This is a genomic window from Cyanobacterium sp. Dongsha4, from assembly GCF_036345015.1.
GTDB lineage: Bacteria > Cyanobacteriota > Cyanobacteriia > Cyanobacteriales > Cyanobacteriaceae > PCC-10605.
In genome coordinates this window covers 1,776,304-1,791,784 of the sequence record NZ_CP084098.1, presented here as the reverse complement: position 1 = coordinate 1,791,784, position 15,481 = coordinate 1,776,304, and the positions used below count along the sequence as shown (strand labels likewise).

Genomic DNA, 15,481 nt, shown 5'->3' with positions numbered 1-15,481 from the left:
TAAACGCTGTTTTTTATAATAAATAAGCCAAATATTTAAAAACTATGAGTAAATATACATTAAACGGTACTAGACGTAAGCAAAAAAGAACCTCTGGTTTCCGTGCCCGTATGAGAACCAAAAATGGTAGAAAGGTAATTCAAGCTCGTCGCAATAAGGGTAGAAAAAGATTAGCAGTATAAAATTACTGTTAAAGCAAGAAGCTAAATTTAGCATTTTAAGTTTGATATTACTAATCATTAAATTTACTGTGAAATATAGGTGGGACTACCATCAAAGCATCGACTGAAACGGCGTTTAAATTTCCAATCTGTTTATCAACAGGGTATTCGCCGCTCTAGTCGTTATTTTATTGTCCGAGCGTTACGGGTGGATGAGTCTGTTTCTGTTTATACCCAAATAGGGATTAGTGTTAGCCGTAAAGTGAGTAAGAAAGCGGTGGTTCGTAATCAAATAAAAAGGCATATTCGAGTTGCTTTTCGCTCTTTGTTGCCCCGGATTTCATCCCCTTGGTTTATTGTGATTGTGGTAAAACCTGAAGTTAAAGAATGCAATTATGAACATTTTTTGAGAGAATTAGAGAAGTTGTTAATTAAGGCGAATATAATCAATGGGTATTAGAGAAGACGTATTCTATGAAGGAGGTCCTCATGTGGGGGATCTAATTATCAATATTTTATTGGCGTTTACTGTTATTTGCTTACCTTTAACGGTGGGAGCTATCGTACGTTCTATTTGGTTGCGTTATCGTATTACTGACCGTCGTATCTCTGTTACTGGTGGTTGGATGGGGCGCGATCGCACCGATATTATTTATTCAGAAATTGTCCGAGTGGTAAAAGTGCCTCGTGGTTTAGGTTTTTGGGGTGACATTGTGGTTACTTTAAAAGATAAAAGTCGTTTGGAAATGCGAGCATTACCTCGTTTTCGGGAAATTTATGACTACATAGCCGAAAAAGCGGCGGATAAAACGGGTAAACCCGTAGATGCGATCGCAAAATAAGATTCATTGACCATTACTTTTTCTTTGGATTGATGATATAGAGCTTTGCATCTTTAGCCATTAGATTAGTTATCAGCAATTTTTACTTATCATTTACATTCTGGGACATTCTGGAAAAAAATAGATCCAAAGTGATGTCGTCAATAACTTAAAATAGACTATGTTTTTCCCAAAACACATTCAATAATTAACCATTATTTTAAAGCGTTAGAGTATTTGTTAATAATTGCTGACAATCAAATTAAATAAAGTAAAAGTAGAAAAAACGAGATCAAAATGGATTTTGGTATAGGTTTTATATCCACAAACATCATGTTGCCAATCCTTGACTTCTTCTATGGGATTGTGCCTAGTTATGGATTCGGAATTATTGCCCTAACATTAGTCGTTAGGTTTGCGGTTTATCCTCTGAGTGCAGGACAAATTCGCAATATGAGAAAAATGCGTATCACTCAGCCTTTGATGAAAGAAAGACAGGCAGAGATTCAGAAAAAATATAAAGATAATCCCCAAAAACAACAAGAAGAAATGGGGAAACTAATGCAGGAATTGGGCAATCCTCTAGCTGGTTGTTTACCCTTGCTGTTACAAATGCCTATCCTATTCGCTTTGTTTGCTACCCTCAGAGGTTCACCATTTGCAGATATTAACTATACCGTTGATGTGCAAATCTTCCCCCAAGAACAAATCGAGCGTATTCAACCTCAACCCTTTGCCACAAAGGCTCAAAATGTATTTATCAATGACGGGGTACATAATCGTATTTCTGCCATTCTACCAGCAGGAAACAAGTTAGTGGTAGGGGAAAAAGAACAAATTGAATTGCAAACCACAGAAGGCAAATCATTACAATCTATCGTTAGCGATTATTCTGACAGTCATTTACAACCCCGTTGGGAAGTTACCAAAGGGCAAGAAAGAGTCATGGTGACTGAAGATGGTGAGATTCAAGCCCTTTCCACTGGAGATGCAACCATTCAAATAACTATCCCCGGTATTGCCGCCGATAAAGGGTTTTTGTTTATTAAAGCCCTCGGACGTGTAGGAGTTGTCGGCGATGATGGTACGATTAACTGGGATATTCTCGGCATGGTAATCTTCTTCGGTTTCAGTATTTATCTTAACCAAGAATTGTCTGGTGGCGGACAAAATACTGGCGGAAATGAACAGCAACAAACGGTGAATAAAATTACACCTGTTATTTTTTCTGGGATGTTTTTATTTTTCCCTCTTCCTGCAGGGGTTTTAATGTATATCGTTATTGCTAACGTTTTTCAAACGATTCAAACTTTAGTTCTCATGAGAGAACCTTTGCCAGAAAACTTGCAAAAAATTGTGGCAGAAAGAGAAAAAGCCAATAAAACCAGAGATAATCTTCCTTTTGAGAAAAAAAATCTGAAAAAGAAAGAAAAAACTTCTTAGTAGTGTAGTAGGAATTAATTGATAAATTATGGATGAACAAATCCAAAGGGGTAAAAAGTGGTTAGAAACATTACTAACTTTAATGGGTGTTTCTGCCAGTGTTACTATTGGTAGAGTTGAACAAGAAGAGAGAGCAATTTCTTGTTGGCTAACCATTGATGAAACTAAATTAACTCCCAACGTCATTGAAAATTTAATTGGGAAAAAAGGTGAAACCATTGATGCTTTACAGTATTTAGCTAATGTTTTGTTAAATATCGGAGTATTTGATGGGGAAGAACGTTTTTTCACAGTGGAGTTAAATGGTTATCGTATTCGTCGTCAAGCTGAACTAATGGCGATCGCACAAAAAGCCGCCGATAGAGTTCGTATTACGGGAATGCCAGAGGAAATACGCTATTTATCATCGGTAGAAAGAAGACAAGTTCATAGCTTTTTGGAGAAATCAGGAGATTTAGCCACAGAAAGCGAAGGAAATGAGCCTGATCGCCGTTTGATCGTAAAATTAAGACGATAATATAGGTTTCAGGTGTTAGGGTGTTAGGATGTTGAGGGATTAGGGGAAGTTAATTAAACACTTTTGCCTTCTCCTCTACTACCTAAATAGGGGGGATAAAGGGAGGTTTTTCTCTTGCCCCTTGCCCTTTTCAACTTTGCCCTTTTAAAATCTATTGATTATTCACTGATGGAAACTATTTATATTCCACAACTGCTAAAAATGCCTGAGCAAACCATGAAAATCAAGTTGTGCGATCGCATCTCAGGCTTAACCACTCTTATCCCCGTAAAAGGAATATTTCAAGTGCGTCATGGGGGTAACTTTTTAGAGTTACAATTACAAGCAGATACTATTCTTACATTAACGTGCGATCGATGTTTACAAACATTTAATTATCGTTTAAAAGTCGATACCTCAGAAATTATTTATCTCAAATACGAAGCCGAATTAGATCAATATTATCCCCCCGAAAGAGAAATTACAGGGGAAGATTTATGGGAAAGTTTACCCCCCGACGGAGAATTAATTATAGAGGAATGGATTTATCAACAACTATCTTTAGCCATTCCCCTACGCAGTTTATGTAGTAATGATTGTCAACCTCCCGGCAAAACATCCACAGATAACAATAAAAATGATCAACGTTGGTCAGCTTTAGCTAATCTAAAATCATTAATGGATAATTAGAAAAAAATTAATTACTTGAAGGGACGATCATTTAATTCTTAACTTAGAATAATTAGGATAAGCTAGAGACAAAAACATGACCACTATCCGCAAAAGAGATGATTGACTCCTCCGACTATTCCCTATCAAACTCTAAGAAAAATAAAGTAACCACACAAGCCATTCAGAATCAAAAAAACCTTTGGCGCTGGTTTACCTACCTGACTTTATTATCTGTAGGAGGAGGATTAAGCTACGGATGGCATTTCACTACAGAAAAACTAAACCCCTTACTAGAAAAATCTATTAGTAATTACCTTTCTCGTCCTATTAAACTAGGTAAAATAAATACGATTTCTTTTAATCATTTAACTATTGGGAAAACAATTATCCCCACTACCGCCACAGAAAACGATTCTGCTATCGTAGAAGAAATTATAGTCCATTTCAACCCCCTAACACTACTATCAAAAAAATTAGATTTAGACATCACTCTCAATCAAGGAGAAATTTATCTACAACAAGATAAAAATGATAGTTGGTTAACACTAAATATTAGTAGTCAAAAAAGTAGCTTACCTTGGGGATTAACTGTCAATGTTAATGACATACAACTAAATAGTGGTAATTTATTCGTCAAAAATAATCTCAATCCAGAAAAATATTCTCAGTTAAATATCAACCTAGCCAATTTCATCTTTGAAGAAAATAAAAATTTATTCAATGTAGAAGGAAATGTTGTTGCAGGGGGAAATGTTAACCTAACTGGATGGAGAATCCCTTCAGATAACCAATGGGTGTTAAATATTAACGCCGAAAATATCTTGACAGATACTTTTAATCAACTCAATTTAGTCAGATTACCCCTACAAATAAACTCAGGCAAACTAAATAGCAATCTTATTCTTGAATTTCAAAATGAAACCCTTGACAGTATTGAAGGCAACATTAACGTTAACCAAGTAGATGTTTCTTTTCCACAACTACCTTATCCCCTAGTTAACAGCAATGGCAATATAAACCTATCAAAAAATGGAGAAATCAAACTAGATAACATTACAACTAATTTAGGTTTAATTCCAACTCAAGTTACAGGCATTATCGATAAAAATAGAAACTTGAATATTAATGCCAATATTACTAATTCTCTAACCATTGACGATGTAGCTTCCTCTTTGAAGTTAACCCCATTTAATTTAGAAACAGAAGGAAAAATTCAAGGGAATGTTAGCCTAACAGGTAATGTCTATAATCCGATAGTTAAAGTAAAAATTACCAATGCAGATGAAGAAATTAAGGTTGCCAAAATTCCTCTTGATAAAATAACCGCTAATTTAGCTATTATTGACTCTCAGTTAAATATAGAAGATGTCACCATATTGCCAAAAATAGGAGGTGAAATAAAAGGCAACGGTTTTATCAACTTACAAAAAGCTAACAGCAAATTTAGTATTGATTGGCAAGGAAAAGAAATTGATGGCGAAAAACTTCTCAATCTTTATCAACAAACATTACCGATTTCTCTGGGGAAAATTTCAGGTAATTATAATTTTTCTGGGAATTGGCAAGAATTTTCTAATTTTCAATTAACAGGTGCTTCCAACATAAAGTTACCCCAAGGAGAGGCAAGGGTTAAAAACCTACAACTTAACTCTGATTCATGGTTAGCCAATATAGAAATTTCCCAAGGAAGTTTACGAGATTTATCCTTCATCAACTGTGAAAAATTAAAATGTCAAGATTCTATACTTCAGGGGAATTTTAACTTAAGTGGTAATACTCAAAACCTAAACCAAGAAAACTTAAAGCTAGAGGGGAATTTTTCTTTTAACCTAGGAGAAAATCAGATTGTATTAGAAAATACTCATCTCAAGGATAATAACTGGCAAACCACCTTGGAGGTTAATAATTTTCCCCTGACTCAACTTTTATCTTTATCGAATAATCCAGAAAATCAATTTCTCAATGTGCATGGAATTGATAAAGGTAATATAACAGCAGGTTTAATTGTTAAGGGAGATTTAGATAATCAAGAAAATATAAATATAGAAGGGCAAGGCGATATATTTTTACCTCAAGGAAAAATTAAAGTTAATCAAATCAAAGTTGCAGAAAATAATTTTATTGCCAATACTTTTACTGAGGGTTTTTCTCTTTCTCAACTTGATAATAGTTGGGAGGGGCAAGTCAAAGGAGATTTAACAGTAAAAGGGAATGTGAATTCTATTACCCCAGATAAAATAAGTGTTGACGGTAATTTATCTTTTACTCAAGGAATTAGCTTAATTTCTCAACCAGTGACAGTATCTTTTGGTTGGAATGGGGAATACTTACAAGTTAATCGGGCAGTTAGTGAGAATTTTCAAGCAAGGGGAATAATTAATTTAGATACCAAAACTCAAACCATAGAAGATTTTGATTTGGATGTGACTACTCAACAAATGAGTTTGTCAAAACTATCCTTACCTGCTTCCTTGAGTTTACTTAATTATCAGGGTAATGTTGATTTTCAAGGTAAATTAATTGGAAATCTTTCTCAACCTCAGTTAAAAGGAGATGTTACCCTTAACAAATTTGAGATAGCTAATTTAAACTTTTCTCCTCTTCGGGGTGAATTATCTTTTTCTCCACAACAGGGATTGGATTTGGCTTTAAATGATAGTGATAGTGAAGATAAATTAGCCGTAACCTTAGACAATCAATTAAAACCCCAAGAAATCTATCTGCAAAAAGACAGCACACAATTAAGAGGTTTAAGAGAGTCGGAAAATTTCGTTGTTGATATGAGTGAGATACCCTTAGATAAGGTGACAAAATCTTGGAAAAGTTATCTACCTTCGGAAATTAAAGAAGTTGGGGGTATTCTTTCAGGAGAGGTAAGTTTAAACTTAAATGATTATAATATTGATGCCTCTAAAATCACCATTACAAAACCGAGTTTAAATCATCTTCATGGAGATATTCTCACCAGTGAAGTCGTAATGAAAAATGATGTGATTGAATTTATTAATGGTAATTTACAACATCAAGAAAATGAATATAAGTTTACAGGAGAATTGGTTTCTTTAACTCATAATCCACAATTAAAATTAGATGTGGAAATTCGAAATGGAGATATTCAAAATCTTCTTACCAGTTGGGAATTTTTTGAGTTTTCTGATATATCAAAAGGTTTTCAGCCAAGGGAATACGCCTCTGCAAAAGATTTATACTCTGCTAATAGTAATAGTGATAACCAATATTCTGTCGAAAATGATACTATTTCCGTTGTTTCTAATAAATCCGCTTCTTTACCTTCAGAGAGTGATTTATCTGCTAATCCCCCGCTTTTTGCCATTAATTCGGAGGGAGATTCGCTTTTAGAGACAATCGACACTCTGCAAAAAGTTGAGAATAATTTAATTTTAAAAAGGGAGAAAATCTTAGATAAAAACTTACCTTCTTTAGAAGAATTAACGGGTAAATTTAATGGTGTGATAAACTTAGGTTTTTCATCTCAGGATGGTGTTAAGGCTGATTTTGATTTTCGTGGGAATAGTTGGCAATGGGGAAGCTATGAAGGCAATTTTTTACAAGTTACGGGCAGTTATCACAATAGTTTACTCACATTTCTCCCTGTTATTATTAAAAGCGATGAAACAATTTTATCTTTAACTGGGACTTTTCAACCTGAAAGAATATCTGGAGAGGTTACTTTATCTAATTTTCCTCTTTCTCAAATAGCTGATATAGCTAATTTACCTGATACCTTAAATATACAAGGAAATGTTAATAGTGCGATCGCAATTAGTGGTAGTGAAAAAAATCCTCTGGCAAAAGGAAATATTGAAGCTATTGATGTACAAATAAATAATAAAAATATTGATCAAACTAATGCCAGTTTTGGCTTAAGAAATTCTCGTATTGATTTTTTAGCTAGTAGTAATTTAACTAATAATAATGAATCATTAAAACTAATAGGAAGCCTTCCTTTTCAAATTTTTCCTAATTCATCAAAACCTAAGAATAATGATTTTAAACTTGATATAAACTTAAATAAAGATGGTTTTACCTTACTCGATATACTCACTAATAATCAGTTAAAATGGTTAGAAGGAGACGGCAATATTGATTTGAATATAAAAGGAAAATATAATCAAGAAAATAACTCTATTAAAGAAGTTAATACAGAGGGTATCATCACATTAAATAATGGAGTTGTCCAAGGAAAAGCTATTGATAATCAAACGATTTCTAATATTAATGGTCAAGTTTTATTTGATTTTAGCCAATTAAATATTCCTAGTTTAGTGGGAGAATTTAGTGGAGGCAGTATCAGTTTAAATGGACGTTTGCCTCTAGTTGATTCTCAATTGGATAGTCAATTTTTAAGTTTAAATGTTAATGATTTAAGTTTAAATCTTAATGAATTATATAGAGGCAACGCCTCTGCTGAGTTAAATATATCAGGAAGTTTTATTCGTCCTAAATTGGGAGGGGAAATTAATTTATATGATGGACAGATTGAGCTAACTAAAAATCAATCAGACAAAATAATTAGTGAGCAAGGTTTACTGAATGATATTAATATAAGCGATTTATATATTAATTTAAAAGATGATATTATTATTGAACAACCTCCTATTTTAAATTTAAGAGCTAAAGGACAATTAAACTTAAAAGGCAAGTTAAATAATTTATCTCCTCAAGGAATAATTCACTTAACTGACGGTAATATAAACTTATTTACCAGTCAATTAAGTCTTGCTAATAACTATAACAATACAGCAAAATTTACTCCTGAAAATGGGTTTAACCCTTATCTTGATTTACAGTTGGAAAGTTCAGTAACAGAGACAAGTCGCTATCAATTTGCAGATACATCCAATAGTAATGAGATTAGAGATTTAACTAATTTTTCCATCGACACAGTTCAAACAATTAAAATTAAAGCAGGAATAAAAGGATGGAGTGATAACTTAGAAAATAATATAGTATTAAGTAGTAGTCCTCAAAGAAATGAAGCAGAAATTATCGCTCTTTTAGGGGGGGGGTTTTTCAATAATTTAACAGAAGCAAATGGTAATCTTGATTTAGTTAATTTAGCTAGTGCGGCGTTTTTAGGTGGTGTGCAAGGGGAAATTCAAAAAGCATTTGGATTTGATGAATTAAGATTATTTCCTACTCAAATATTAGATCCCGAAAACCGTATTTCTACTCTTGGCTTAGGGGCTGAATTAGCTTTAGATTTGACAGATGATTTGTCTATTTCTATTATGAAAATATTAACTAATGAGCAATCCCCTAGATATAGTATTCGCTATCGTCTCAATGACCAAACTATTTTTAGAGGTTCAAGTGATTTTGAACAAGATACAAGAGGAGTATTAGAATTTGAACATCGTTTTTAATGTTTACATTTAATTGGCCTTTACAAGATGTTTATATGCCCAATAAATTTGTTTTTAAACAGAATAAGTCAAGTGTTATTATTTTAGATAAAGAGTAAATAATTAACAGCAGTCGAAATTTATACATTAATAGAATATAAAAAATATTACCTGAGCAATACAAGTTAAATTTCTCATATTGATAAGTTATTTTTCAAATCAAAAATGCTGTAACTTAAAAATATCAAAAATTAATTTGATAAAGATTAATGAAATAAAATAGTCAGTGTAAATTGTTCTTAAAAAATAGCTAAAACTCATCTATGTTAAAGATTTTACATCAAATTCAGGCTATCTTATTATCTTATTACTTCAAATAACGGTATTCAGCTATTATTAAAAAATTAATAAATTTGATTAATATTATGGAAACAATTTTAATTACAGGTAGTAGCGGTTTTATTGGTTTTCATCTAAGTCAGCGTTTATTGAATGATGGCTATTCAGTTATCGGTATTGATAATATGAATGACTATTATGACGTATCTTTAAAACAAGCTCGTTTAGAAATTTTAAAACAACATCATAATTTTCAGTTTTTTCTCTTGGATTTGGTCGATCGCACCTCTATAATGGACTTATTCAAAGAAAATAAAATTACCACTGTTGTCAATTTAGCCGCCCAAGCAGGAGTTAGATATTCTTTAGAAAACCCTCATGCTTATGTTGATAGTAACCTAGTGGGCTTCGTTAACATTTTGGAAGCCTGTCGCCACCATAACATTCAACATCTAGTTTACGCCTCCTCAAGTTCAGTTTATGGGGCAAATAAAAAAATTCCTTTTTCTACTCAAGATAATGTTGACAACCCTGTCAGCTTATACGCCGCCACGAAAAAAGCCAACGAATTAATGGCACATACCTATAGTCATTTATACAACATACCCACAACGGGTTTAAGATTCTTTACAGTTTACGGTACTTATGGAAGACCAGATATGGCTTACTTTATTTTTACTAAAAATATTTTAGAAGGAAAGAAAATAAAAGTTTTTAATTATGGAGATATGCAAAGAGACTTTACTTATATCGATGACATTATTGAAGGAGTCGTTAGGGTTATGAAGCAAATTCCCACACCTCAAACAGATAATCCTAATAGTAAAGCACCTTATCGTCTGTATAATATTGGCAATAATCAACCCGTCAAACTCATTGATTTTATTACTACCATTGAAAAATCGTTAGGTGTCACCGCCGAGAAAGAATTTTTACCAATTCAACCCGGAGATGTGCCCATAACTTATGCTGATGTTGATGACTTATATAAATCCGTTGGCTTTAAACCTTCTACTTCCATTGAAAAGGGTATTGATGAATTTGTTAAATGGTATCGAGAATTTTATAAAAATTAAGAAAGGGCAAGGGGCAAAGGTGATAATTAAGAATTGATAATTAAGAATTAAAAATTAAAAATTAAAAACCCCGAACTCCGAACTCCGAACTCCCTAACACTTCTTTCATAACTCAAACCTAATTACCATCTCTTTTAATTACCTGTAATTTTGCCCCGAAAAACAAAGTAATTATAAACGTTATAAAACAGCATAATCGGAATTAAAAAACCGATAAAAGTTAACATAAAAACTAAAGAGCTAGGAGAAGCTGCCGCATCAAAAATGGTAACACTTGGGGGGATTATGTAGGGAAATACAACTAAAGCTAATCCCACAAAAGTTAATAAAAAAATTAAAATTGTGTAAATAAATGGGGTAACTTCTCTTTTTTTTGCTAAACTCCTTAAAAGTAAAATCACTAGAATTACTCCTAAAATGGGAATGGCACTAAATACATAAATAAAAGGTTTATCAAAGAGTCTATTTCTGGCGAAAATAGAGAATATAGGGGTTACAGTAGTAATTGCGATCGCACCGATAAGAGTAGTAATAGCGGCAATTTTAGCGGTTTTATAATGAGTTTCTTGAAGACTTCCTGTAGTTTTCATAATCAAATAACAAGAACCAATTAAAACATAACCCTGAATAAGAGTTAGAGCAACCACCACACTACGCCAGTTAAACCAATCCCAAGTCGAACCAATAAAATGCCCACTAGCATCCACATGGATACCCTCAATAACACCTGCAAGGGCGAAACCCTGCCCTAAAGTCGCCACAAAACTACCGACTCCAAAAGCCCAATTCCAGAATAATTTGCGACGAGAATTTTCCCTAAATTCAAAAGAAACTGTACGCACCACTAACCCCAAAATCATTATCATTATCGGGATATAAAGAGCATTTAAAATAGTGCTATAAGCCAAGGGAAACGAACCAAAAAGACTTCCCCCCATTAAAATTAACCATGTAGCATTAGCATCCCAGACATTACTTAAACTTGTCATTAAAACGCTACGCCTTTCTTCAGAAGAAGAGGTAAGAGAGAGAATCCCTACCCCTAAATCAAAACCATCCAACATCACATACATAAATAGAAATAAAGCAAGGATGGCAAACCATACCAATGGTAAAAGATAGTTAAGTGATTCCATTTTTTTACTGTCTTAAGTGATTACAGATTTTTTTACGATGTAGCTATGATAAATACAATCTCACAGCATAACTGAAGCTAATTGACAATTAATAATTAGTAACAATGCACTTTAAGGGTTAGTTTCTCCCTAACACCCTAGGTAAGAGTCAAGAGGCAAAAGGCAAAAGGCAAGAGTGTTTAATTAACTCCTAACTCGTTTCTCCCTAATACCCTAATATCTCAATACCCCAACACCTGAAACCTGAAACCTACCCTTACCCGATATTCTTAAACCAAACTGGGGTTAACTAAATAGGGCGACTGTCAGGAATATGTTGAGCAGAATCTACTTCCACTGGTAAATCTTTATCATCTCCGGGTAAAGGTAAGTCAAATTTAGGCCCTTTAGCAATAATACGACTACCGAAATATAAAGCAGAAAAGAATAATACTGTATAGAGACAAAGGAAAATAGTTAAAGAAGTTAACACATCCCCTGCGGGTAAATTAGAAACCGCATCAGCCGTGCGAATTTCACCATAAACAGTCCAAGGTTGTCTTCCTACGCAACGCACAATCCAACCAGACTCAACGGCTAAATACCCCAAAGGTGCGCACCACATCCAAGAAATCATTAACCATTTTTGTTGAATAATATTTTCCTCTGATAGTTTGCCTCTTAACCATTGAATAGTGCTCACAAGCATTACGCCCACTAAAACAAAAGCTATACCACTCATCAAACGGAATGAATAATAAATTAAACCCACCATGCGAGGACGATTTTCAGGAGTCCATTCTTTTAAACCTAACACAGGTTCACTCAAACGGGATTTAAACTCAAGAATATAAGGAAAGGCATTAGGAATGGAAATCTCCCATTTATTATTCTCGGTTTTTTCATCGGGAAAAGCTAATAAACTCCAATCGGCTTTTTCCCCCGCAGGAATTGTTTCCCATTGTGCCTCCATTGCCGCTAATTTGGTAGGTTGATGATGATATACTTGTTCTGCACTTAAATGACCTACAAATATTTGTAAAGGTGTAATTGCGATCGCAACTGCTAATACTATTTTAAAGGATTTAGCAAAAAAAGCCTGATGACGCTTCTTGAGAATATACCATGCACTGATACCACCGATGACAAAAAGAGAAGTTTCAAGGGTAGCTAAAAACATATGAGATACACTCTTCAGCATAAAAGGATTAGCAATGGCCGCAAAATAATCTTTAACAATAAACTTGCCTTCGACAAAATCACCTCCTGCAGGAGTTTGTAACCAAGAGTTAGCCGTTAAAATCCAGAAAGTGGATAGATTTGCACCAACTGCCACACAGATAGTAGCAATATAGTGAATTATGGGGTTAACCCTTTGCCAACCAAATAGCATAATGCCTAAAAATCCAGCTTCGAGCATAAATGCCATGGTTGCTTCAAAACCTAAAACACTACCGAAAAAATCTCCCACCGACTCAGAAAAAGGAGCCCAATTAGTGCCAAACTGAAATGCCATAGGCGATCCTGAAGCTACACCAATACCAAAGTTTAACACATATAACTTAGACCAAAAACGGGCATGATGGTAATAATCAGGATTTTTTGTTTTTAACCATAAACTTTCTACAATTACTAAATAAATTGCCATACCTGTAGTTAAAACAGGCCATAACATATGAAAAATGGCGGTGAATGCAAATTGCATTCGAGAAAGAATGAGAGTATCAGAAAGAAAATCCATAAAGAATAGAATTATTGATTACATAGTTATATGGGATTATCTCTTTCATTCTATTGATGACTTCTCAACTTGGAAGATAATTAAAGAATAAATTAACAATAGGTTGATTGATTTTCACTCTCAGTAAATAAAACCGCCAAACCAAGCACCCGATACCATCAAATCCATTTAAAGATTTTCTAAGCCATTTATATTAACTAAACTTACATCTTTGACACTACGTTTAAATAAACCCGTTAACACCTTCCCCGGCCCAATTTCTATCACTTCTTGAACACCTAATGAGGGCATTTGTGCCATAATTTCACGCCATCGCACTCCCCCTGTCATTTGTTGTTTTAATCTCTCTTTAATTTCTTGTCCATCAATGCTAGGATTAGGATCAACATTGGCTAAAACAGGAATTTGAGCGTCTTTAAACTCCGCTTTGTCTAAAACTTTGGCAAATTCGGTGGCGGCCGTCGCCATTAAAGGAGAATGAAAAGCCCCCGACACCTTAAGAGGTACAGCTAATTTAGCTTTTACTGCTTCTACCACTTCATCAACTGCACTAGGTTCTCCAGAAATAACCACCTGACCATCGCTATTATCATTAGCTAAAACAACATTTTCTGTATTTTCTATGGCTTTCTCAAGGATTTCTCTGTTAAATTTCATTAAAGCTACCATTTTGCCTCCTTGTGCCTGATCCATAAACTGCGATCGCATCTTCACGAGGTTTAACCCTGTAGCAAAATCATACACATTGGCGGCGTAGAGAGCCACATATTCCCCTAAACTATGTCCTGCGACAAAATCGGCATTTTTGCTCTTACCCTTCAATAAATCGACTAAAATCGCTTCTATGGTATATAAACACGGTTGAGTATAAAGAGTGCGAGAAAGAGTTTCTTCATCTCCTTGACACCTCTGGATAATAGACCATCCTAATATCTCTTCTGCCTGTTTAAATTTATCCTGTGCCACTTCAATTAAATCTATCCCCATGCCTTGAGTTTGTGAACCTTGCCCGGGGAATACCCATGCTGTTTTAGTCATTTATGATACATTTTTCTAAAAGTTCCAAGTCGATATTATACTTTTAATCGTCAATGGTGAGTAGAATAACTAATCGCAAAGTTGAAAGGGCAAAAGGCAAAAGTTTTTAATTAACACTAACCCCAATACCCTAACACCCAAATATCTGCTCACTTTAATCATTCAATCCCAACAAACAAGCCATTAATGCTTTTTGAGCGTGCATTCTATTTTCTGCTTCATCCCAGATGCGAGATTGATTGCCCTCCATCACCTCTTCTGTAATTTCTTTTCCTCGGTAAGCAGGGAGACAATGTAAAACAATCGCCGACTTATCCGCAATACCTAATAATTCTTCATTAATTTGATAAGGCTGAAATATAGGTTCTCTAGTAGCGCTTTCTTCTTCTTGTCCCATACTAGCCCAAACATCAGTATATAAAACTTGACTATTTTCTACCGCTTCTTTTGCATTATGGGTGATTACTACTTGGTCTGATTTTGTTGCCAAGGCTTGAGCCTGTTTAATAATATCTTTATTAGGTTCATATCCTTCAGGAGTAGCAATTCTGACATTCATCCCCATCAAAACCCCTCCTAAAAGCAAAGAATGAGCCACATTATTTCCATCTCCTAAATAAGTCATCGTTACTCCCTCTAAACTACCGAAAGACTCTTCAATAGTTTGTAAATCCGCTAAAATTTGGCAAGGATGTTCTATATCTGTTAGAGCATTAATAATAGGAATATCACTATAATCAGCAAAAGTTTGTATATCTTCTTGAGCAAAAGTGCGAATGGCTAAAATATCTAAATAACGATCCAATACTCTTGCAGTATCTTGTAAAGGTTCTCCTCTACCCACTTGAGTGCGACTAGGATTTAAGTCGATAACATTACCCCCCAATTGATACATTGCCACACTAAAAGAAACCCTTGTACGAGTAGAGGCTTTATAAAATAGCAATCCTAAAGTTTTATTGGTTTGAAACTGTTTTTTTCCACTTTTTAAATCGGCGGCTAAATCTAAGATGGTTCTAATTTCCTGTTGATTTAAGTCAGCAATACTTAATAAATCTCTACCTTTTAAATTGACCATACTATAATATTTTTATCTAAAAATGATTTCCATATCTTAACCCACTGTGTCAGGATCATGAATAGTGGAAAAGACATAATTTGCCCGATTTTGTTAGGATTTCTGCAAATAAGGTGTTGTAGAGAAATGAGAAAT

12 protein-coding genes are annotated in these 15,481 nt (G+C 34.1%); 8 read left to right on the top strand and 4 right to left on the bottom strand.

What is annotated here, in order from left to right; genetic code table 11:
- Window positions 1-44: 44 nt before the first annotated feature.
- The 8 genes from rpmH (at window position 45) to Dongsha4_RS07660 (ending at window position 10,374) form a co-directional block, all read left to right on the top strand.
- Window positions 45-182: a 50S ribosomal protein L34 gene (gene rpmH, locus Dongsha4_RS07695; RefSeq protein WP_015218994.1), complete on the top strand. Its 138-nt coding sequence runs from the start codon at window positions 45-47 to the stop codon at window positions 180-182.
- A 79-nt stretch (window positions 183-261) separates the two neighbouring features.
- Window positions 262-621, top strand: a complete 360-nt coding sequence (gene rnpA / locus Dongsha4_RS07690; protein ID WP_330205094.1) for a ribonuclease P protein component — start codon at window positions 262-264, stop codon at window positions 619-621.
- Window positions 611-1,003 (top strand): PH domain-containing protein, encoded by a 393-nt coding sequence (locus tag Dongsha4_RS07685; RefSeq protein WP_330205093.1) that lies wholly within the window; start codon window positions 611-613, stop codon window positions 1,001-1,003. Before rnpA ends, Dongsha4_RS07685 begins: the two co-directional genes overlap by 11 nt.
- Before the next feature lie 276 nt (window positions 1,004-1,279).
- Window positions 1,280-2,425, top strand: a complete 1,146-nt coding sequence (gene yidC / locus Dongsha4_RS07680) for a membrane protein insertase YidC (protein WP_330205092.1) — start codon at window positions 1,280-1,282, stop codon at window positions 2,423-2,425.
- A 28-nt stretch (window positions 2,426-2,453) separates the two neighbouring features.
- Complete coding sequence (locus tag Dongsha4_RS07675; RefSeq protein ID WP_330205091.1) at window positions 2,454-2,942, top strand: protein jag; 489 nt, start codon at window positions 2,454-2,456, stop codon at window positions 2,940-2,942.
- A 168-nt stretch (window positions 2,943-3,110) separates the two neighbouring features.
- A complete protein-coding gene (locus Dongsha4_RS07670; RefSeq protein ID WP_330205090.1) occupies window positions 3,111-3,611 on the top strand; it encodes a DUF177 domain-containing protein in 501 nt (166 codons plus the stop codon).
- A 98-nt stretch (window positions 3,612-3,709) separates the two neighbouring features.
- Complete coding sequence (locus Dongsha4_RS07665) at window positions 3,710-8,980, top strand: translocation/assembly module TamB domain-containing protein (protein ID WP_330205089.1); 5,271 nt, start codon at window positions 3,710-3,712, stop codon at window positions 8,978-8,980.
- 404 nt (window positions 8,981-9,384) lie between these two features.
- Window positions 9,385-10,374 carry an NAD-dependent epimerase gene (locus tag Dongsha4_RS07660; RefSeq protein ID WP_330205088.1) on the top strand — a complete coding sequence of 330 codons (990 nt, stop codon included), beginning with the start codon at window positions 9,385-9,387 and terminating at the stop codon, window positions 10,372-10,374.
- 134 nt (window positions 10,375-10,508) lie between these two features.
- On the opposite strand, the gene cydB is transcribed toward Dongsha4_RS07660, so the two are convergent.
- From cydB to argF, 4 genes are all read right to left on the bottom strand, one after another.
- The gene (gene cydB / locus Dongsha4_RS07655; protein WP_324281876.1) at window positions 10,509-11,510 is read right to left on the bottom strand and encodes a cytochrome d ubiquinol oxidase subunit II; all 1,002 of its coding nucleotides are present in this window, start codon (window positions 11,508-11,510) and stop codon (window positions 10,509-10,511) included.
- Between the two features lie 289 nt (window positions 11,511-11,799).
- A complete protein-coding gene (locus Dongsha4_RS07650) occupies window positions 11,800-13,230 on the bottom strand; it encodes a cytochrome ubiquinol oxidase subunit I (protein WP_330205087.1) in 1,431 nt (476 codons plus the stop codon).
- Between the two features lie 168 nt (window positions 13,231-13,398).
- Window positions 13,399-14,268: an ACP S-malonyltransferase gene (fabD, locus tag Dongsha4_RS07645; RefSeq protein WP_330205086.1), complete on the bottom strand. Its 870-nt coding sequence runs from the start codon at window positions 14,266-14,268 to the stop codon at window positions 13,399-13,401.
- A gap of 154 nt (window positions 14,269-14,422) precedes the next feature.
- Window positions 14,423-15,346 carry an ornithine carbamoyltransferase gene (gene argF / locus Dongsha4_RS07640; protein ID WP_330205085.1) on the bottom strand — a complete coding sequence of 308 codons (924 nt, stop codon included), beginning with the start codon at window positions 15,344-15,346 and terminating at the stop codon, window positions 14,423-14,425.
- Between the last annotated feature and the right edge of the window lie 135 nt (window positions 15,347-15,481).